Annotated in this window: 20 protein-coding genes; 15 read left to right on the top strand and 5 right to left on the bottom strand. The window is 54.2% G+C overall.

Annotated elements, in window-relative coordinates; translation table 11 throughout:
* Nucleotides 1-2: 2 nt before the first annotated feature.
* From RZS32_RS07620 to hslU, 4 genes are all read left to right on the top strand, one after another.
* A complete protein-coding gene (locus RZS32_RS07620) occupies nucleotides 3-383 on the top strand; it encodes a PD-(D/E)XK nuclease family protein (RefSeq protein ID WP_339106870.1) in 381 nt (126 codons plus the stop codon).
* Between the two features lie 57 nt (nucleotides 384-440).
* A complete protein-coding gene (gene trxA / locus RZS32_RS07615; protein WP_317056415.1) occupies nucleotides 441-761 on the top strand; it encodes a thioredoxin in 321 nt (106 codons plus the stop codon).
* A 108-nt stretch (nucleotides 762-869) separates the two neighbouring features.
* Nucleotides 870-1,424 carry an ATP-dependent protease subunit HslV gene (gene hslV / locus RZS32_RS07610; RefSeq protein ID WP_317056414.1) on the top strand — a complete coding sequence of 185 codons (555 nt, stop codon included), beginning with the start codon at nucleotides 870-872 and terminating at the stop codon, nucleotides 1,422-1,424.
* A gap of 46 nt (nucleotides 1,425-1,470) precedes the next feature.
* Nucleotides 1,471-2,778 carry an ATP-dependent protease ATPase subunit HslU gene (gene hslU, locus RZS32_RS07605; RefSeq protein ID WP_317056413.1) on the top strand — a complete coding sequence of 436 codons (1,308 nt, stop codon included), beginning with the start codon at nucleotides 1,471-1,473 and terminating at the stop codon, nucleotides 2,776-2,778.
* Nucleotides 2,779-2,783: 5 nt separating this feature from the next.
* Here the strand turns inward: hslU and darG are convergent, their stop codons facing one another.
* Nucleotides 2,784-3,821 (bottom strand): type II toxin-antitoxin system antitoxin DNA ADP-ribosyl glycohydrolase DarG, encoded by a 1,038-nt coding sequence (gene darG / locus RZS32_RS07600; RefSeq protein ID WP_317056412.1) that lies wholly within the window; start codon nucleotides 3,819-3,821, stop codon nucleotides 2,784-2,786.
* Nucleotides 3,818-4,534 carry a DarT ssDNA thymidine ADP-ribosyltransferase family protein gene (locus RZS32_RS07595; protein WP_317056411.1) on the bottom strand — a complete coding sequence of 239 codons (717 nt, stop codon included), beginning with the start codon at nucleotides 4,532-4,534 and terminating at the stop codon, nucleotides 3,818-3,820. The genes darG and RZS32_RS07595 overlap by 4 nt, the downstream gene beginning before the upstream one ends.
* 94 nt (nucleotides 4,535-4,628) lie before the next feature.
* Between RZS32_RS07595 and RZS32_RS07590 the strand changes: the two genes are divergently transcribed.
* Nucleotides 4,629-5,009, top strand: a complete 381-nt coding sequence (locus RZS32_RS07590) for a GFA family protein (RefSeq protein WP_422395943.1) — start codon at nucleotides 4,629-4,631, stop codon at nucleotides 5,007-5,009.
* A gap of 186 nt (nucleotides 5,010-5,195) precedes the next feature.
* Here RZS32_RS07590 and RZS32_RS07585 read toward each other — a convergent pair whose 3' ends face one another.
* The 3 genes from RZS32_RS07585 to RZS32_RS07575 all read right to left on the bottom strand — a co-directional run bounded on the left by RZS32_RS07585 (nucleotide 5,196) and on the right by RZS32_RS07575 (nucleotide 8,769).
* A complete protein-coding gene (locus RZS32_RS07585) occupies nucleotides 5,196-6,704 on the bottom strand; it encodes a heme biosynthesis protein HemY (RefSeq protein ID WP_317056410.1) in 1,509 nt (502 codons plus the stop codon).
* A 19-nt stretch (nucleotides 6,705-6,723) separates the two neighbouring features.
* Entirely contained in the window at nucleotides 6,724-7,944 is a 1,221-nt protein-coding gene (locus RZS32_RS07580) for a COG4223 family protein (protein ID WP_317056409.1), read from the bottom strand.
* A 93-nt stretch (nucleotides 7,945-8,037) separates the two neighbouring features.
* A complete protein-coding gene (locus tag RZS32_RS07575) occupies nucleotides 8,038-8,769 on the bottom strand; it encodes a uroporphyrinogen-III synthase (RefSeq protein WP_317056408.1) in 732 nt (243 codons plus the stop codon).
* Nucleotides 8,770-8,841: 72 nt separating this feature from the next.
* Here RZS32_RS07575 and tsaD point away from each other — a divergent pair, with 72 nt between their 5' ends.
* The 10 genes from tsaD (at nucleotide 8,842) to RZS32_RS07525 (ending at nucleotide 18,256) form a co-directional block, all read left to right on the top strand.
* The gene (tsaD, locus tag RZS32_RS07570) at nucleotides 8,842-9,936 is read left to right on the top strand and encodes a tRNA (adenosine(37)-N6)-threonylcarbamoyltransferase complex transferase subunit TsaD (protein WP_317056407.1); all 1,095 of its coding nucleotides are present in this window, start codon (nucleotides 8,842-8,844) and stop codon (nucleotides 9,934-9,936) included.
* Nucleotides 9,933-10,892 (top strand): NAD(P)H-dependent glycerol-3-phosphate dehydrogenase, encoded by a 960-nt coding sequence (locus RZS32_RS07565; RefSeq protein WP_317056406.1) that lies wholly within the window; start codon nucleotides 9,933-9,935, stop codon nucleotides 10,890-10,892. The genes tsaD and RZS32_RS07565 overlap by 4 nt, the downstream gene beginning before the upstream one ends.
* On the top strand, nucleotides 10,893-11,162 hold the full coding sequence (locus RZS32_RS07560) for a YciI family protein (protein ID WP_317056405.1): 270 nt from the start codon (nucleotides 10,893-10,895) through the stop codon (nucleotides 11,160-11,162).
* Between the two features lie 3 nt (nucleotides 11,163-11,165).
* Nucleotides 11,166-11,585: an EVE domain-containing protein gene (locus RZS32_RS07555; protein ID WP_317056404.1), complete on the top strand. Its 420-nt coding sequence runs from the start codon at nucleotides 11,166-11,168 to the stop codon at nucleotides 11,583-11,585.
* Nucleotides 11,586-11,639: 54 nt separating this feature from the next.
* Nucleotides 11,640-12,035 carry a DUF1761 domain-containing protein gene (locus RZS32_RS07550; protein WP_317056403.1) on the top strand — a complete coding sequence of 132 codons (396 nt, stop codon included), beginning with the start codon at nucleotides 11,640-11,642 and terminating at the stop codon, nucleotides 12,033-12,035.
* Between the two features lie 296 nt (nucleotides 12,036-12,331).
* On the top strand, nucleotides 12,332-13,207 hold the full coding sequence (locus RZS32_RS07545; RefSeq protein WP_317056402.1) for a flagellar motor protein MotB: 876 nt from the start codon (nucleotides 12,332-12,334) through the stop codon (nucleotides 13,205-13,207).
* A 122-nt stretch (nucleotides 13,208-13,329) separates the two neighbouring features.
* The gene (locus tag RZS32_RS07540) at nucleotides 13,330-14,631 is read left to right on the top strand and encodes a flagellar hook protein FlgE (protein ID WP_317056401.1); all 1,302 of its coding nucleotides are present in this window, start codon (nucleotides 13,330-13,332) and stop codon (nucleotides 14,629-14,631) included.
* A gap of 39 nt (nucleotides 14,632-14,670) precedes the next feature.
* Complete coding sequence (gene flgK, locus RZS32_RS07535) at nucleotides 14,671-16,125, top strand: flagellar hook-associated protein FlgK (protein WP_317056400.1); 1,455 nt, start codon at nucleotides 14,671-14,673, stop codon at nucleotides 16,123-16,125.
* A 2-nt stretch (nucleotides 16,126-16,127) separates the two neighbouring features.
* Nucleotides 16,128-17,138, top strand: a complete 1,011-nt coding sequence (locus RZS32_RS07530) for a flagellin (protein ID WP_317056399.1) — start codon at nucleotides 16,128-16,130, stop codon at nucleotides 17,136-17,138.
* Nucleotides 17,135-18,256 carry a flagellar basal body P-ring protein FlgI gene (locus RZS32_RS07525; RefSeq protein WP_339106869.1) on the top strand — a complete coding sequence of 374 codons (1,122 nt, stop codon included), beginning with the start codon at nucleotides 17,135-17,137 and terminating at the stop codon, nucleotides 18,254-18,256. Before RZS32_RS07530 ends, RZS32_RS07525 begins: the two co-directional genes overlap by 4 nt.
* Nucleotides 18,257-18,300 lie beyond the last annotated feature (44 nt).

Here is an 18,300-nt window from a genome sequence, read left to right as displayed (position 1 = left end):
ATTTGCTGGCCGAGGCGTCTGAGGTTCTTGCCACGCCTGCTCTGGCATTTCTTTTTGCTCAAGATAGCCTCGCGGAAGTGACCATTTCTGCACCTGTCGAGGCTTTGTCCGGTCGCCGTATTCACGGCATTGTCGATCGCCTGATCTTTTCGAACGACAAAGTCCTGATTGTGGATTTCAAGACAAATGCGGCCGTTCCAGAATCTCCGGAAGCCTGCCCTGAAGGTCTGCTGCGGCAGATGGGGGCGTATGCCCATGCTTTGCAACAGATTTACCCCGGTCGTCAGGTGGAAACCGCCCTACTTTGGACGCGAACCGCAACGCTTATGCGCCTGCCACACGATCTTGTGACGGATGCGTTGCACAACACCCATATATCTTGACGCTCTTGCGACAGCTACATAGGTTCTCATCGAACCTGACACTCAAGGAGATTGAACATGGCCACCGTTGCCGTAACCGACGACACCTTCGACGCCGAAGTGAAAAACTCTGACATTCCGGTTGTGGTGGATTTCTGGGCCGAATGGTGCGGCCCCTGCAAACAGATCGGCCCCGCTCTGGAAGAGCTGTCATCCGAAATGGATGGCAAGGTGAAGATTGTCAAAGTCAACGTGGATGAAAACCCCAACTCACCGTCGCAAATGGGCGTGCGGGGCATTCCGGCGCTCTTTATCTTCAAGGATGGAAAGGTTGTCTCGAACCGTGCAGGCGCCGCCCCAAAAGCGTCGCTGCAAAGCTGGATCGAAGAGTCGATCTAAACCCAGTTTCTCTCTCGAAAAGGGCCGTTTCCCGCGGCCCTTTTTCTTTGGCGCGCTTGCGTTGTGCGCATCGGGCTTTCATAGTCTGGCCAAATTACAGGAGCGGACATGAGCAAAGAATTCCCCGGCTGGCACGGCACCACGATCATCGGCGTCAAAAAAGGCGGCGAAGTGGTCATTGCAGGCGACGGACAGGTCAGCCTTGGTCAAACCGTTATTAAAGGCACAGCACGCAAGGTGCGCCGCCTGTCTCCAGGAGGATATGAAGTCGTCGCTGGCTTTGCAGGCTCCACCGCCGATGCCTTCACTTTGCTTGAGCGGCTGGAATCCAAGCTGGAGGCCACGCCAGGGCAACTGCAACGCGCATCTGTCGAACTGGCCAAAGACTGGCGGACCGACAAGTATCTGCAAAAACTGGAGGCTATGCTGATCGTCTCTGACGGGGCCGAGCTTTACGTCATCACCGGTGCCGGTGACGTATTGGAACCGGAACATGACGTGACAGCCATCGGCTCGGGCGGCAACTACGCGCTGGCCGCAGCACGCGGCATGATGGATGGCGATAAATCCGCAGAGCAGGTGGCCCGCGACGCGATGGCCATCGCGGCGGACATCTGCGTCTACACCAACGGCAATCTGACGGTCGAAACCATTTCCAAGTGACAAAACCCGGCCATGCCGCACCTTCTGAATTCTTGCAGGATCTCACATGACTGACCTCACGCCCCGCGAAATCGTATCCGAGCTTGACCGCTTCATCATCGGCCAGAATGACGCCAAGCGCGCCACCGCCGTGGCCTTGCGCAACCGCTGGCGCCGCAAGCAGCTCGCTGATGACCTGCGAGAGGAGGTGTACCCCAAGAACATCCTCATGATCGGCCCCACCGGCGTCGGCAAAACCGAAATCTCCCGCCGCCTCGCCAAACTCGCCCGCGCCCCCTTTATCAAGGTTGAGGCCACCAAATTCACCGAAGTCGGCTATGTCGGCCGTGACGTCGAACAGATCATCCGCGACCTCGTCGACGCCGCCATCATCGAGACCCGTGAGCATATGCGCGAAGACGTCAAGGCCCGTGCCCATCAACAGGCCGAGGACCGCGTGATCGAGGCCATCGCCGGGGAAGACGCCCGCGAGGCAACGCGCGAGATGTTCCGCAAAAAGCTCAAGTCAGGTGAGCTTGACGACACCGAAATCGAACTTGACGTCGCCGACAATTCCAACCCGATGGGCATGATGGACATCCCCGGTCAACCCGGCAGCCAGATGGGTATGATGAATCTCGGCGATATCTTCGGCAAAGCCTTCGGCGGCCGCACCGTGCGCCGCAAACTGACCGTCGCCGAAAGCTATGATCTGCTCATCAGCGAAGAGGCCGACAAACTGCTCGACGACGAAAGCGTCAACCGCACCGCCATGGACGCGGTCGAGCAGAACGGCATCGTCTTTCTCGATGAGATCGACAAGGTCTGCGCCCGCTCCGATGCCCGCGGCGCCGATGTCAGCCGCGAGGGCGTGCAGCGCGACCTGCTCCCGCTGATCGAGGGCACGACCGTGTCCACGAAATACGGCCCCGTCAAAACCGACCACATCCTCTTTATCGCCTCGGGCGCCTTCCACATCGCCAAGCCGTCCGACCTGCTGCCAGAACTGCAAGGCCGCCTGCCCATCCGCGTCGAATTGCGCGCGCTGACCGAGGAAGATTTCGTGCGCATCCTGACCGAGACGGACAATGCGCTGACCCGGCAATACACCGCACTGATGGGGACCGAGGAGGTGACGGTTGAATTCACAGAAGACGGCATCGCCGCCCTCGCCCGCATCGCCGCCGAGGTCAACCAGACGGTCGAGAACATCGGCGCGCGCCGGCTCTACACCGTGATGGAACGCGTGTTCGAAGACCTCAGCTTCACCGCCCCCGACCGCTCAGGCGACAAGATCGTGGTCGACGCAGGCTTTGTGGAAGCGAATTTGGGAGAACTGATGAAGTCCGCGGATTTGTCGCGGTATGTTTTGTAGTTTGACTAATTTAGAAGTCCGTCTTCACATAAACGATCATATGCTCGACGAATGGCCTGTTCGGTAAAAGAACTGCGCTTATTTTCGTTCCAGCCTACCATTTCCTCAATAATTTTCTCGATAGGATAATGTTTCTCATGATGAGCAAGCCAGTGGACGGATGAAAGTAACTCCAAACCATATGGGCTTTCATACCCTTGAATCAGCTTACTCAGTCGATCCACGACTTCATCACTGTTTTCGACTGTATTACTGAGAAATTCTTCAGCCACTGCGCAGCCGCTATTGGTGACGTGCGTTTGCCGCTCGCCGCTCATGAAACCGCTTATCAATCCATGGTTCTCAAAGGCGATAAAAGCTTTCTTCAGAGTTTCTGAGTAAGGACCATGAAGATTCCGAGAAAATTTAAGCTTAAAGTCGACCCCAAGCGCTTGAAGAAAATAGGCTAATTTCTGCAAAGATATCCGGTCAAATGATCCATCGAAAAACGGTTCGAGATCGTTGAGGCTTTTCAAAAGCGTCGCGCGTGCATGTGTCATACGAACGCTTGCATGAGCGTGTTCCGGCTCATCCTGTGCGCCTTTCGGAGAGAACACGACAATCTCTACATCGGTAAGCGGTTCCAGTTTCGAAACGATTAAAGGTTTAACATCTTCCCAGTCCAGTCCACCATTTCCGCAACCTAGAGGTGGAAGCGCAATTGACTTGATTTCAAACTTTTCCACCGTTTCGACCAAAGCATCGAGTCCATCTTCAACGTACGAAAGTTTTGACTTAGATCGCCAATGTGCTTTCGTTGGTAAGTTAATCAAGAACCTAGGGCCATTCCCTGGAAACAGTTCTTGGGTGTCGAAAACAAATATTTGCCCAGGCTTAAGTCCCTTTGCATCGCAGAGCTTTTTATATGCCTTAAAGTTGGCCGGCCACCTATTTTTAAACTCAAGTGCAACACCTTTCCCCATGACACCAACACAGTTCACGGTGTTAACGAGCGCCTCTACTGGCTCCGAAAACATATCGCCATTTTTGAACTTAATTGTCATCCGAAGTAGCATCCCGGCTTTGTATAGATGGGTATGTTCCAAGCAGAAGCATCCATGATTTCCCTTAATTTATTACTCATGACGTCATTTTTGGCAATGATGCAGTCAATGAATTGCAGAGGAACCGCGCCTTGAACTAGAAACTCTGCCATACGTTTAGGGCTACGAGTCATCCTATTCGGAGGACTTGCCATGTTATGGAACCACTTGCACACTCCGAAATACCCGACTTCATGTATATAAGCAACGCGAGGCGTATCGTCGAAAACATCCCAGTGAACGTGTTCTTCAAGTAGATCAAGATTGGTCTCGACAGTTGGGAGTGGTGCGTTGGAATTCAAGGCATAGTCGCTAAAACAATAGACTAAATCCGACCCTCGAAAGCGATCTGTACGCCCTACAAACAATATTCGATCATCTTCACAGGCTTGTCCTAGATGTGTCCCGTCCGGTGCAACTAGCGGAACATTCTGTTGATAAATTGTATACGTAAATGAAGTTATCGGACTGAAGTAAAATGGAACAAAGTCGTTTACAACGGCTCCGTTTGGCATTTCGAATTCCTGAGTGCCCCGCCGGTCAACAATCTCTTGATAAGAAGTCTGATGACATAACTGTGGGTATGGATGATTTTTTGCTCGAATTTCTCCGTCAAAAAGAAACTTGGCCAGATCACCCCAATACGTTTGCCGGAAAATAAATCTGTCTGGCATTTCGAACCCCAAAATCTGCTTTGTCTCAAACCAATGTACTAGTCCGAGAATTTCAACCCTTAATTGTTACGGTGTAAACACATACGCCAGAGAAGTGCTTGGGATTACTTCATATGTCCACGCCCATAAATCGTCGCGTTCGCCCACCACCCCGGATCGTGTAGGCCTCTGTCACTGTCTGAACTGCCGCAAGCATCATGGGGCGGTGTTTTATGCCGCCGCCATTTACCGGCAAGTCGCGGTCACGATTGACGGTGACACGGCCTCCTATCAGGGGCGGCATTTCTGCCCCACTTGTGGCTCTTCCGTCTTTGCCCGGACGGGCGATGAGGTTGAGTTGCATCTCGGCGCGATGGATACCCCGGATCAGTTTCGCCCCACCTATGAGCTTTGGACCTGTCGCCGAGAGGCGTGGCTTCCTCCCATCGACGGGACGGTGTGCTTTGAGCGGGATCATCCCACCACCAAATCGTAAACCGGTTATGACCGCCCCGCGCGGTGTCTTAATCCGGGAAAAGACCGATATCCGCACCGACGTAATACCGACGTGAAACCGACACGCCAAATCCCTTGTTTTTCGGGCGTTAACCTCGCTTCGCGCAAAAGCGTTGTGCACGGCGGTCGGGACCACCGCGCGCCGCGCATCATATTTTGCGAAAGGTCAGGTTGAGGTCGGCTCTTTGCGCTCTTCGTCGACGATTTCCGCCTCGACTATCACAGGGTCTTCCGCGACCATCTCGTCTTCCACCACCTCGGCCTCGGCCACCTCTTCGGGCTCTTCCGATTTATCCTCAATGGCCCCCACGATCAGTGGCAGCATCTCAAGCCCGGTGCTTGACGTCAGCGTCGTGGCCGGTGGCGCACGCCAGCTAAGTGTGTCAAAAGACTGACAGTTTTCACAGGCCGGGACCCATTCTGCATGGATGTGCTGACAGCTGTCACAGACCCATTGCGGCCCGCGCGGTGCCGTCAAAGCCCGTGCCAGCCAGCCCTTCACAACGCTGTCCGGCGCCCCTTCCCCCCGCTCAATTGCGGCCATGATGGTCAGCGACCGGGCGTCCGGCTCCACCTCCGCCAAGTCCCCCAAAGCCCGCCGCGCCGCCGGAAAATCCTCCGCCGCCAGATGCAGTTCCGCCTCAATCAGCTTGGTCTCCCGATTGTCCGGATGCTGCTTGAGCAACTTCCCAAACCGCTTGATCCGAGCCTCCGGGCTCTCCTCCGATTCCATCTCCGCAAACACCGCCGCGAGATCCGGATGCGGCTGCGCACTCCAAGCTTTGCGGATCACTCTGCCCGCGTTGCGTTTATTGCCTTGCTCAAGGTATCCGCGCGCTGCCAGAACTGCTGCGGGCACAAGATCGGGGGATAGGCGATTGGCTTCAATGCTCGCCTCACGTGCCTCGATACTGCTGCCCTCTTCCAGGATACCTTTGGCTTCTGACAAGGCCAGAACAGCATCGCGGCGGCGATGCACATCGCGTGGCAGGTTCCCGGACTTCAGCTTGGCATTGAGCGTTTCGCGCGCGCCCTTCCAGTCTTCGGTTTGCGCCTGAAGTTGCAAGAGCGTGTCCTGGATTTCTTCGTGCTTGGGCTTTAGGCCAAACGCCGTTTGCGCCAGTTTCAGTGCCGTGTCAGTGTCCCCATCTGCCAGCTTCTGCCGCATGATCCCACGCACGCCGACAAAGCGGGTTTTCTCATTGGTCAACAACCGCTTATAGACCTCCTCGGCCTTACGGCGATTGCCGGACATCTCAGCGGCTTGCGCTGTGATCAGGTTGGTCAAAGCCGGTTTGCGCAAGTACTTCTCTGCGCGGTTTGCTTTGGCCATCGCCACATCGCCCTCGCCAGAGGCCATCGCCACAAGGCCCTCGGACAGGGCGCGGTATCCTTTTTCCTGACGGTTGCGATCAAAATAACGCGACAGTGCGGTCTCATCCCCATTGATGAAGCGTACCACAGCGACGAGCAGTGAGGCCAATTTCAACAACAGCCATATTAAAATGACCAGCGCAACAAGCGCGACCACGGCCATAAGCGGTGTCAGGTTGAATTCCTGCCCCGCCATAACGACCCGTACCCCGCCTTCCAGTTCCAACAGGAATATCGCGCCGAAACTCGCTGCCACCACCAGGCAGAGGAAGAGGACTATCTTGATCACAGACCACAACATTACACTTCGCCCCCAGCCATTACTTCAGTGTTTCGCTTAGATCTTGTGCGGCGCGCAGAGCGTTCAAACGCTCCGTTGCCTGCTCTGACCAAGCTGAAAATTCTGCCTTCGCGTCATCCGGCAGGGTGTCAATCTCGGACAGCGCATCCGAAAGCCGCCCCTCCCGTGTGGCCGCCTCTGCACGTGACAGGATCGCATCGGGATCATTGCCTTCTCGAGGCTCAAGTGACCTGGCGCCCAGTTGTGTGCGCAGGAAACTGGTGAAGCCTCCTGATCCATCGGCTGTGCCATCCGTTGAACGCGCAATCGCCAAAGCGGCGCGTGCGGCGTCGGGGAATGATTGCTGAAGGTCAGTCACCGGCGTCACGCCTGTAGCAGCTACCGCATTCAGGGCTTCTGGCACCTCTGCACCGGCGTCTTGCAGATCGGCCAGAGCGCCCTCAAAGGGAGCGCCGCTTTCCAAGGCTGATAGCAAACGACTGATGCCTGCGCGACGTATCGCGGCTTTGGAGGCCTCTTCCGCTGCGTCTTCGGTGTCTATTGCATTGGAAATCAGCGCTTCAAGCTCCTGACGTTGCCGTGCAATGTCCGCTGCAGCGGCTTCAAGCTCTCGCTCATAGGCGGCAACGGCCTCTTGAGACGCGCCTTCGGTGACAGGACGTTTTTCCAAAGTGGTCAATCGCGTGTCGACGCCATTCAGCGTGGCCTCAGTGCTTTCAAGACGTGTCAAGAGGTCTGCCACAGACGCTTGTACATCGCCAACACGGCTTTCAACCGCAGACATATCGGGCGCACCAAGGTCGTCCACTTGCTGTGTTAGAGAACTCATTGCCTCACTTTGTTCGCCCACGGATGCTTCAATCTGTTGGATTTGCTGAGACAGGGCCGCGGCTTCTGTGTCGGGTTTTTGCGCAAGTCCAAAAAATGCCGCGGCAAAACCAATCGCCCCAGCGGCAACACCGCCAAGCGCCATGGGTAAGAACGAGCTTTCGGTCTCTGGCGAAGCAGATGCAGGGTTCTTGGAATGCTCGGTTGGCGTTGGCTCTTCTACCGGGTCGCTCTCGATAGTCGTATCGTGCGTGTCTGTTTCAACCTCATTGGAAGAGCTTGTTTCGGTGCTTTCGGACGCGGTTTCAGTTTCATCAGACTCGGAGTTGTTTTCCTGCTCTGTGCCATCATCGCCGCTTGATGTCTCTTCGGATCCTTCCGACACGTCTTGCGTTGATTGTTCGTCTACCAAATCCTCGGCTGCCGGTTTTGTCGATCTGGACGTCTTTTTTCGCCACGTCAGCAGCCTTTCTCGAATCTCAGAGCATCAATACCCTTGATGACATTACTTCGCAGATGATTTGCCCTCAAGGCGGTTGGCAGAGGTCCAAAGCTGTTCGACAACGTCGAGCATGGCGCTTGCTGAGGGGCTCTGAGCGGTTGACAGCATCGCCACACTTTCTTCCGGCACGTTACGCGCCACATTTTCACTCATCGCTCCTACAAAAAGACGTCCACGCCACGTTTGATTATCAAAGAACAATTTAGCACTGCGCGGGGAAAATAAAGGAAGAACAACCCCTGACGCAGTCGCGAGGGTCGTTTGAGCTTCTTCCGTCAGGTGCCTCTCGCGCTGGTCGTAAACAACGGTTTGGCGGAAATCTGTACCCGATTGCGCCAGCGCATCCGCCAGATCAAACGCGATATGGTTTCCCCGAAGGTAGAGAATTGGCTCTGCCGGACCGTCTTTCAGAAGTTTTTCTGCAAGCGACTGAGCGGTCCCCCCGCCTTCGATTGGTTCAAACCCAGCCTCGCGTGCCGCATCGCCGGTGGCGAGCCCAACGACGTAGCATGTGAAGTGCCGTTCCCTTTTTAGAGCTGCGAATGCACGAACAGCATGTGCAGAAGTAAAAACAAGTGTTTGAACGCCTTCGGTTGGAATTTTGGGCGAGAGATGGCAGATCTCGATCAAAGGAGAGAGGATAAGCGGGACATCTGGCCCTATCCTGGCGTGTAGCAGCTCTGCAAATTCATTTGCAGAATGTGACGGCCGGGTGATCAGGATCTTTACGGTCATTGCCGGTCCAGAGTTGTTTGAACGCCCATCAGGTGATACCTGCCCCAGAGCCTCGGCGCAACGGACACGAATATGACAAACGCTCTTACAGTGCTTGGAATTGAAAGCAGTTGCGACGACACTGCTGCGGCGGTTGTGCGACTGAGTGACAGTGGTGCAGATATATTGTCATCCATTGTGAAAGGGCAAAACGATCTGCATGCGGCCTATGGTGGTGTCGTTCCGGAAATTGCCGCGCGCGCGCATGTCGAAAAGCTCGACACGTGCATTGAAGAGGCTTTGACCGTTGCACAGGTTGAGCTGAAAGACATTAACACGATTGCCGTGACGGCAGGACCCGGTCTTATTGGCGGTGTCCTGTCAGGCGTGATGTGTGCCAAAGGCATCTCCGCAGCTTCTGGAATTCCGCTGGTCGGGGTCAATCATCTGGCTGGTCATGCACTCACCCCGCGTCTGACAGACAACATTGCCTATCCATATGTCATGCTCTTGGTGTCTGGAGGTCATTGTCAGCTATTGTTGGTCAGTGATTGCAATACCTTTAGGCGTCTTGGAGGCACAATTGACGATGCCCCGGGAGAAGCCTTCGACAAAACTGCGCGGATTCTGGGATTGCCGCAACCAGGTGGCCCGTTAGTAGAAAGAGACGCGACAAAGGGGGACGCGACGCGGTTTGCTTTTCCCCGGCCCTTGCTTGACAGACCTGGCTGCGACATGTCCTTTTCGGGACTGAAAACCGCTGTGATCCGAGCGCGGGATACAGTTGTGGCTGACAAGGGTGGCTTGTCGACACAGGACCGTGCCGACCTGTGTGCTGGCTTTCAGGATGCGGTGGCTGATGTACTGGCCGAAAAAACGCGCCGTGCTTTGCAGGAAGTTGCGGCAGAATTGGGTGAAAATACGGTTCTTACCGTTGCGGGTGGCGTCGCCTCCAATACGCGCATTCGGGCCAAGCTGGAGGCAGTTTCAAGTGCATTTGGAGCGGTATTTGTAGCGCCGCCTCTTTCGCTTTGCACGGACAATGCGGCGATGATTGCCTATGCGGGAGGGGAACAGTTCAGGGCAGGTAGCGTCGATGACATGTCCCTGAGTGCCCGGCCGCGTTGGCCTTTGGATACGAGCAGTGCCGCGTTGTTGGGCAGTGGGAAGAAAGGTGCGAAAGCATGATCCATGTGATGGGCGCAGGGGCGTATGGCACAGCCCTAGCTGTGTCCTTGGCGCAAAACGGACCGGTTACACTCTGGCTCCGGGATAAAGTGCAGGCAAAAGAGATCCAGGAGACCCGTGAAAATCGCAAGCGCCTGCCGGGTGTCAGGTTACCTGACAATTTGACTGTGACCTCAGCTATGCCTGCACCGAAAGACGGCGAGTTGACGCTTCTTGCTGTACCAACACAGAAACTACGAGGGTTTCTGGAGTCGCATGTTGCTCAGCTTGGTAGGGGGCCCTTGATTGCCTGTTGCAAGGGAATGGAGCTTGGAACTGGGCTGAGCCCGACGAAGGTGATCTCAGCGCTTCGGCCGCAAGGGATTAGTGCCATACTGACAGGCCCCTCATTCGCGGCGGATGTGGCGCGTGGGTTGCCAACGGCTTTGACGTTTGCCTGCGCGGATGCGGAGTCGGGTACAGGCATACAGGCGCAACTCACTACCCCCAATATTCGGGTTTATCGCACCACCGATGTCATTGGCGCAGAATTTGGTGGTGCCCTGAAAAATGTGATGGCCATCGGATGCGGTGCGGTGATCGGTGCGGGTCTGGGCGAAAGCGCACGCTCGGCGCTTATGACGCGCGGGTTTGCTGAAATCGTGCGTGTTGCTACGACACACGGGGCGCAGCGGGACACGTTGTCTGGTCTGTCGGGATTTGGTGATCTGGTTCTGACCTGTACGTCTGAGCAATCCAGAAACTACATGTATGGTCAAAGTATCGGTCGAGGCGATGTCTTTGACGAGACTGTTACCGTCGAAGGTGCGGCGACAGCACGTGCCATGACCCAGCTTGCCCAGGACCAGGGTCTTGATCTGCCCGTGACCACAGCTGTCTGCGGATTGGTCCAAGGAAAATTGAAGGTTCGGGATGCAATGGATATGTTGTTGTCCAGACCATTGAAGGAAGAATAAATGCTGGTTGCCCTAATCGCCCGTGACAAGCCTGGCGCGCTACAGACCCGCTTGGACAATCGCGACGCGCATATCGCGTATCTCAAATCCACCAACATGGTGTCGCAGGCGGGTCCGCTTTTGGATGCCAATGAAGACATGATTGGGTCTTTGATCGTGCTTGATGTCGAGGACATGGCGGCGGCGGAAACCTGGGCTGCATCTGATCCGTATGCAAAGGCAGGATTGTTCCAAAGCGTTGAGCTTATCCCCTGGAAGAAGGTGATCTGACCCATGCGGTATTGGCTCTTCAAATCCGAACCCTCAACCTGGAGCTGGGATCAGCAAGTCGCCAAAGCCGATGACGGTGAAGAGTGGGACGGCGTGCGCAACTACCAGGCGCGCAATTTCATGCGAGAGATGAAAGTCGGTGACAGAGGCTTCTTTTACCATAGCCAAACCGAGAAGGCCGTGGTTGGCATTGTCGAAGTGATCGCCGAGGCCCACCCGGACAGCACCACAGATGATGACAGATGGGAATGCGTGGATATCAAAGCGCTCTGGCCGGTTGAGGCGCCGGTGACTTTGGAGATGATCAAGGCCGATCCCAGGTTGGATGACATGGTTCTTGTAAAGAATTCCCGGCTGTCTGTGCAGCCTGTAACCGCCGAAGAATGGAAAGTTGTCTGCGGGCTGGCTGGTATTTCACCCTAGCGCGCGGGGCCGGACTAAGCGACACTTGCTCTCACAACGACAAGGAGGGACAAGATGGAGATCGTTAACGTAGTTGTTGCGGCTATTGCCAGCTATGCATTTGGCACCGTTTGGTACATGACGCTGGCCAATCCCTGGATGGACGCAGCGGGTGTTGCCAAAGGACCCGATGGACGTCCGGAGAATAGTGGCAACCCGCTTCCCTACATTCTGGCATTCGTTGCCGCGCTTTTGGTCGCGGGAATGATGCGGCATATTTTTGAGTTGAGCAGCATCGATACGATTGGCAAAGGGTTTGTTTCGGGTCTGGGAATTGGTCTGTTTTTGGCAAGCCCATGGATCATGATCAACAATGCCTTTGCGGGTCGCCCCTTTCGCCTCATCCTAATTGACGGCGGGTATGCCACATTTGGCTGTGCCATCATCGGTTTTGTTCTGACACTGTTCTAAGCGTCACAGTCTCTCAAAACAAAAAGGAGGATGTCAGTTGGAAAAACCGACACCCTCCTTCTACCCCACGTGCTCCCTACACACCACACGTGACTAAGAACTGGTCTCGGCCTACTGACCTTGCTGCCTCCTTATATATGTCGGCGACGCAATCTCCAAAGACATAGTGCCGTCAATTATCTTCAAATTTACAGTAACTTAGACAAGCAAGACATGCACCCATGATCTGATATCTTAAACCCTCGGTAATCTTCGTTTGCTAACCATTTCCGTGGGTGTGAGAAATAGGTGGTGAAATGAGTGGGTCCGGCGAAAACGCTGCGCCAGTCATCATCAAAAGGAAAAAGGTTACCGGCGGCGACGGGCATCACGGGGGTGCTTGGAAGGTTGCTTACGCTGACTTCGTGACCGCCATGATGGCGTTTTTTCTTTTGATGTGGCTTCTGAATGCGACAACGGAAAAACAGAGAAAAGGTATTGCAGATTACTTTAGTCCGACAGTGCCGATCAGCCGCGTGTCGGGTGGTGGCGATGGTGACTTTGGCGGAGAGAGCGTTTTCTCTGAAGTTGTTCTTCCCCAAAACGGCACCGGCGCGACACAGATGCGCCCAACAGAATCAAGTCAGGCACGAGGCGAAATGGGTTTGAATGAAGATGGTGCAAGTTCTGATACAATCGACGAAAGTCAGCAAGATGTGCTGGTTCAGGCCAAGGAAAACATTGAAGATATACTGGCTGGCAAAAGCGGCGAAAGCACTGTGTCAAAGGATACACGCCGACATATTGTCACTCGTGTGACCGATGAAGGTCTGATAATTGAAATTTTTGACCGCGATAATGCGCCTTTGTTTGAGGGCAATACAGATCAAGAAACTCAGCTTCTACAAGAGATCGTTGCGTTGGTCGCAGCCGCTTCTCGACTTGTGGAAAACGATGTTGCTATTGAGGGCCATGTCCGGGCCGCTCCAGTTGTGAAAAAGGAAAATCCGGTTTGGGACATATCCATTGCACGCGCGGACCGCGTGCGCGAGTTGCTGGAAGATGCCAATTTGACCACAGAGAGGATTAGCCGTGTCACCGGACATGCTGATCGTGAACCAACTACGTCAAACAAAATGTCTGTCCGAAATAATCGCCTCGAGGTTATCTTGCTTCGCGATGGAAGCCCGTGATGACGTATGATGTTCCGTAACAGAGATGGAATTAGGGTGAATTTTATCTGTTAGCGTGCTGTTAAACCTCGCGCCTTAAACCTGCGTCCAAATGGTAATTGGTACAGCAGAAAGGCGTATCCATGACAATTTCTTCCGCTTTGAACGCGAGTGTTGCGGGCCTTGGGGCAAATGCAACCAGACTCGCCGCAATTTCCGACAATATCGCAAACTCTGCGACTTATGGGTACAAAAGGGTCGAAGCGGATTTTCAATCCATGGTCATTTCGTCCAGTGGTGGGAGCTATTCTGCCGGTGGTGTTCGGTCGAGCACGCAACGTCTCATTGATGAAAGTGGATCGCTTGTCTCGACATCGAACGCGACAGACTTGGCTGTGCGGGGCCGTGGCATGTTGCCGGTAGCGCTTTCGAGCGAGGTCGAGGTTGCCAACGGCGCGCATCAGATGTTCCTGACAACGACGGGGTCGTTTCGGACAGATGCAGATGGACGACTTGTTACGGAGTCTGGCCTGGTTCTTCTCGGCTGGCCCGCAAATCCCGATGGCACTGTTCCAGAATTCCCGCGTGACACAAGCGATGGATTGCAGCCAGTGCAGATTAACGTAAACCAGCTGACTGGCGAACCAACGACACGGCTTGATCTTGGCGTAAATCTCCCTGCGACCGAAACAGAGTCCAGCGCTCCTGGTGATCCGCAGCAACTCTCTATCGAGTATTATGATAACCTGGGAAAATCAGAGAATATTCTGATTCAATTCACGCCAACGATACCGGCTACAGGCTCTAGCAACCAATGGACCATGACGCTGACAGACTCAGCGCAGGCCGGAGCGGTTGTTGGAGAATACGTTCTAACATTCGATGACTCCCGAACGTCCGGTGGAACGCTACAGAATGTCGCGACCACGTCCGGGGGCACGTACAATGCAACTGATGGCACGATTCTTGTGAATGTCGATGGTGGCCCGATGGAAATCAACATCGGCAACTTAGGCGCATCAAATGGTCTTACACAGTTGTCAGATAGCTTCGCGCCCCTCTCAATATCCAAAGATGGATCACCAGTCGGCAATATGATTGCAGCCGAGGTTGATGAAAACGGATTTGTGCACGCTTCATTCGACACAGGGATCACACGGATCATCTACCAAGTGCCTTTGGTCGACTTGCCAAATCCCAACGGGATGGTCGCGATGGATCAGCAGACATATCTGCCCTCTCCGGATAGCGGATCGTTTTTCCTATGGGATGCTGGCGATGGTCCGACCGGTGATGTGGTGTCCTTTGCCAGAGAAGAGTCCGCGACGGACGTGGCCGGTGAGCTCACCGATATGATTCAGACGCAGCGCGCGTATTCATCCAATGCCAAGGTCATTCAGACTGTGGATGAGATGCTGCAAGAAACAACGAACATTAAGCGTTGATCCCGTGAGTGAAGCTCGCATTAAACCGGAGGTGATGGGATGAGCATTTCATCTGCCCTGTCCAACGCATTGTCAGGACTCGCGGCAAGTTCGCGATCTGCCGGGGTTGTGTCAAACAACTTAGCCAACGTCCTCACAGAAGGTTACGCACCACGAGGTATTGAGCTTACAACACGCAGCGATGGACATGGCGGCGGCGTGTCAATCGGGTCCGTCACACGCAATGTCGATGCCGTTCTTCTGGGCGAAAGACGTCTTGCCGATAGCGCAATGGCATACAACACGCCGCTTGCTGATTTTGCGACAGGTCTGGAAGCAGAAATCGGAATACCCGGTAAAACAGGATCGTTGAGTGACCGGTTCGCCAGACTAGAGGCTGCTTTTATTGCCGCAAGCGCTACGCCTGAGGACGATATTCGTCTATCGGAAGTGGCCCTGCGCGCCGATCAACTTGGCGAAAAACTGAACGCGATATCGGACCACATTCAAACAGAACGCGTTCGTGCTGATGAGAAGATCGCTCAGGCAGTTGGTGCCATCAACACAAAGCTAGAACAGATTCAACGCTTGAACGCGCAAATTGCGAACGCCAATAACGCGGGACATCCAAACGCATCCCTGCAAGATGAGCGGCAAAGTGCAATCGACACCTTAGCGGAATATGTGCCGGTCCGCTTGACCCCAAGAACTAATGGGACTGTGGCTATCTACACACCAGGTGGTGCTGTGTTGGTTGATGGAAAACCAGCAAGTTTTTCTTTTACTTCTTCAAACCTGATCGAGCCGCATATGACTGTCGAGAACGGCTTGATATCCGGGTTGGAGATAAATGACGTTCCGGTCGCAGCCTCGGGTGATCGAAGCCCAATCTCAGGGGGTCGACTCGCTGCTCTTTTTGAAGTCCGGGATTCTCTGTCGGTCACAGCACAGTCGGAAATCGACGCAATTGCTCGTAATCTTGTCGAGCGCTTTCAAAACCCTGGTTTGGATCCGACGACTGCGGCCACAGACCCAGGTTTGTTTACAGATGGCGGCACCTTTTTTACGTCATCCAATGAACTGGGATTGGCAGGTCGAATTTCTGTCAATCACATCGTGGTTCCGGACAAAGGCGGAGACCTGAGACATCTCCGTGACGGGCTGGGTGCTTTGGCTGCGGGACCAACGGGAAATGGCGTGCTGCTGAACGCGTTTAAGGATGCACTGAATGGAACCAACGCAATGGCATCTGGTGGGTTAGGTGCAACGCAGCGTTCATTTGACGGACATATTGCGTCTCTGGCCTCAAAGGTTTCGCATCAGCGTTTAACTTTTGAAGAAAATCTAAGTTTTGCCACAGCTCAGCAAACCAGCCTGGTCGAATTGGAACTTCAGAATGGAGTAGACTCTGATGCCGAGTTGCAACGTCTTCTTCTCGTTGAACAGGCCTATGGCGCAAATGCGCGCATGATCCAGACCGTCGAAGACCTTCTTGATACATTGCTGAGGATATAGTCGTGGTTGATTTCACATTAGGTGATCTGAGCAGAAACTTTGTGCTGCGTCGCCAAAACACGTTTCTGAAGCAAAATTTGGAGCGTTTGACCCAGGAGCTCTCAAGCGGCCGTACGACAGACGTCGCGGCTCATCTTTCCGGACGTTTGGCACCGTTGTCGGATCTCGAACACGAGAGTAAAATCCTCAAAAGCCAGTCCGTCGTCGTTGCTGAATTGCAGTCACAGGCCAGCGTGATTCAGATCGCGCTAAAGAACATACAAGCCCAAACAAGCAGTCTTGCCGATGATCTCGCGGTCGCATCAGTTTCAATTTCGGCCGTTAATGTCGATGCATTGTCCGGTGAAGCGAAAGCCACGCTCGAAAGTGTGATTTCATCATTGAACACACGTTATTCTGGCCGTTCCTTGTTTTCAGGGACAACGGTCGACATCTCGCCAATAGAAAACATAGATGGGATACTCAGTGGTCTTGCGGCAACAATTGCAGGAGAAACTACAGCTGCTGATGTTCTGGCCGCAGCAGATAACTATTTTGATGCGCCCGGTGGTGGATTTGAGACAGATATCTATTTGGGTGCGACGGAAAACCTGTCGCCTGTGTCATTGGGCTCGGGAGATTCTGTTCTACTTGACGTGCGCGCCGATGATCCTGTTTTCAGAACCACGCTGAAGGCTGTCGCTCTGTCCGCAATGCTGGGCGATTTGTCAGGGTCTTTGGATGTTGCGGAACAAAGGCGTTTGGCGGAAAACTTAGCGGAGCTTACGCTGTCGAACCAAAGTCAGATTACTGGTTTGCGGGCTGAACTAGGATATGCTGAACAACGTATTGATGCTGCGGCTACCCGTACCGCAACGGAAATACAAGCAGTAGACCTGGGGCGCGATGCGCTTTTGGGCGTCGACCCGTTTCAAACGGCGACGGATCTTGAGGCCACGCAAAACCAGCTTGAGACGCTTTACACAATCACTTCGCGGTCTTTCCGTCTTAGCCTTGTGAATTTCCTTTCATGAAAACGCTTTTTAAATTCTTGACACTGGTCTCTCTGCTTTGGTGCGCGTTTGTATTGAATGCAGATGTTGCGGCCAGTCCAATCAGGCTTAAAGATCTTGTCGAGTTTGACGGTGTGCGTGGGAACGATCTGATCGGATATGGGCTTGTTGTTGGATTAAACGGCTCTGGCGACGGCATCAGAAACGCGCCTTTCACCGAAGAGATCATGTCAAACATTCTTGAACGGCTGGGCGTCAACATCACGGGCGAGCAGTTCCGCCCAAAAAACGTGGCGGCAGTGTTTGTCACCGCCAGCATTCCGCCATTTTCGCGGTCTGGCTCTCAGATCGATGTGACGGTATCGGCCATTGGCGATGCCAAGAGCCTTTTGGGAGGAACGCTGGTCATGACACCGCTAAATGCGGCTGATGGTCAAATCTATGCGGTTGCCCAAGGTACGGTGATTGCCGGAGGCAGCGCCGCAGAAGGTGAAGCTGGCGCTGTGGTGCAAGGCGTTCCAACCGCGGGTGTTATTCCATCGGGCGCGCGCATTGAACGGGAAATCGATTTCGAACTCTCGGCGCTGAACACCATGAGGCTTGCTCTGCGCGAGCCTGACTTCACAACAGCGAGCCGCATTGAAGCGAGCATCAATGCCGAATTTGGGCGGCCTGTTGCTTTGATGCTTGATCCAGGCACTGTCAAAATTGATGTGGACGCAACCAATGCGCGATCAACTGCGCATGCACTGAGCAGGATCGAAAACCTTCTTGTTGAGCCAGAGCGTCGAGCCCGCGTTGTTGTCGACCAAAGGTCGGGAACCATAGTGATGGGAGAAGATGTAAGGATTTCTCGGGTCGCAGTGTCTCAGGGAAACCTGACACTTCGCGTTGAGGAATCCCCTTTGGTGGTTCAACCAAACCCTTTTTCTCAAGGTGAAACCGTAGTTGTTCCCCGCACAACTGCGGAGATTGAAGAAGAACCTGGAATTGGGCTTGCAGAGGTGCGCCCAGGCACATCCCTCTCGGAAGTGATCGCCGGATTAAACGCTCTGGGTGTTTCGCCCAGAGATATGATCGACATCCTGAAAAGTATCAAAGCTGCTGGGGCTTTACATGCTGAGTTCGTTGTGCGCTGACATGTAAAGGCAAACTGACCTCACCATCTGCAAAATCAGTTGTC

Source organism: Roseovarius sp. W115, from assembly GCF_032842945.2.
Taxonomy (GTDB): Bacteria; Pseudomonadota; Alphaproteobacteria; order Rhodobacterales; family Rhodobacteraceae; genus Roseovarius; species Roseovarius rhodophyticola.
This window is presented reverse-complemented; position numbering and strand designations above follow the sequence as displayed.

Coding starts and splice junctions, on each gene's coding strand:
- trxA (WP_317056415.1), top strand. CDS start 441: ATGGCCACCGTTGCCGTAACCGACGACACCTTCGACGCCGAAGTGAAA.
- hslV (WP_317056414.1), top strand. CDS start 870: ATGAGCAAAGAATTCCCCGGCTGGCACGGCACCACGATCATCGGCGTC.
- hslU (WP_317056413.1), top strand. CDS start 1,471: ATGACTGACCTCACGCCCCGCGAAATCGTATCCGAGCTTGACCGCTTC.
- darG (WP_317056412.1), bottom strand. CDS start 3,821: ATGACAATTAAGTTCAAAAATGGCGATATGTTTTCGGAGCCAGTAGAG.
- RZS32_RS07595 (WP_317056411.1), bottom strand. CDS start 4,534: ATGCCAGACAGATTTATTTTCCGGCAAACGTATTGGGGTGATCTGGCC.
- RZS32_RS07585 (WP_317056410.1), bottom strand. CDS start 6,704: ATGTTGTGGTCTGTGATCAAGATAGTCCTCTTCCTCTGCCTGGTGGTG.
- RZS32_RS07575 (WP_317056408.1), bottom strand. CDS start 8,769: ATGACCGTAAAGATCCTGATCACCCGGCCGTCACATTCTGCAAATGAA.
- tsaD (WP_317056407.1), top strand. CDS start 8,842: ATGACAAACGCTCTTACAGTGCTTGGAATTGAAAGCAGTTGCGACGAC.
- RZS32_RS07565 (WP_317056406.1), top strand. CDS start 9,933: ATGATCCATGTGATGGGCGCAGGGGCGTATGGCACAGCCCTAGCTGTG.
- RZS32_RS07560 (WP_317056405.1), top strand. CDS start 10,893: ATGCTGGTTGCCCTAATCGCCCGTGACAAGCCTGGCGCGCTACAGACC.
- RZS32_RS07555 (WP_317056404.1), top strand. CDS start 11,166: ATGCGGTATTGGCTCTTCAAATCCGAACCCTCAACCTGGAGCTGGGAT.
- RZS32_RS07550 (WP_317056403.1), top strand. CDS start 11,640: ATGGAGATCGTTAACGTAGTTGTTGCGGCTATTGCCAGCTATGCATTT.
- RZS32_RS07545 (WP_317056402.1), top strand. CDS start 12,332: ATGAGTGGGTCCGGCGAAAACGCTGCGCCAGTCATCATCAAAAGGAAA.
- RZS32_RS07540 (WP_317056401.1), top strand. CDS start 13,330: ATGACAATTTCTTCCGCTTTGAACGCGAGTGTTGCGGGCCTTGGGGCA.
- flgK (WP_317056400.1), top strand. CDS start 14,671: ATGAGCATTTCATCTGCCCTGTCCAACGCATTGTCAGGACTCGCGGCA.
- RZS32_RS07525 (WP_339106869.1), top strand. CDS start 17,135: ATGAAAACGCTTTTTAAATTCTTGACACTGGTCTCTCTGCTTTGGTGC.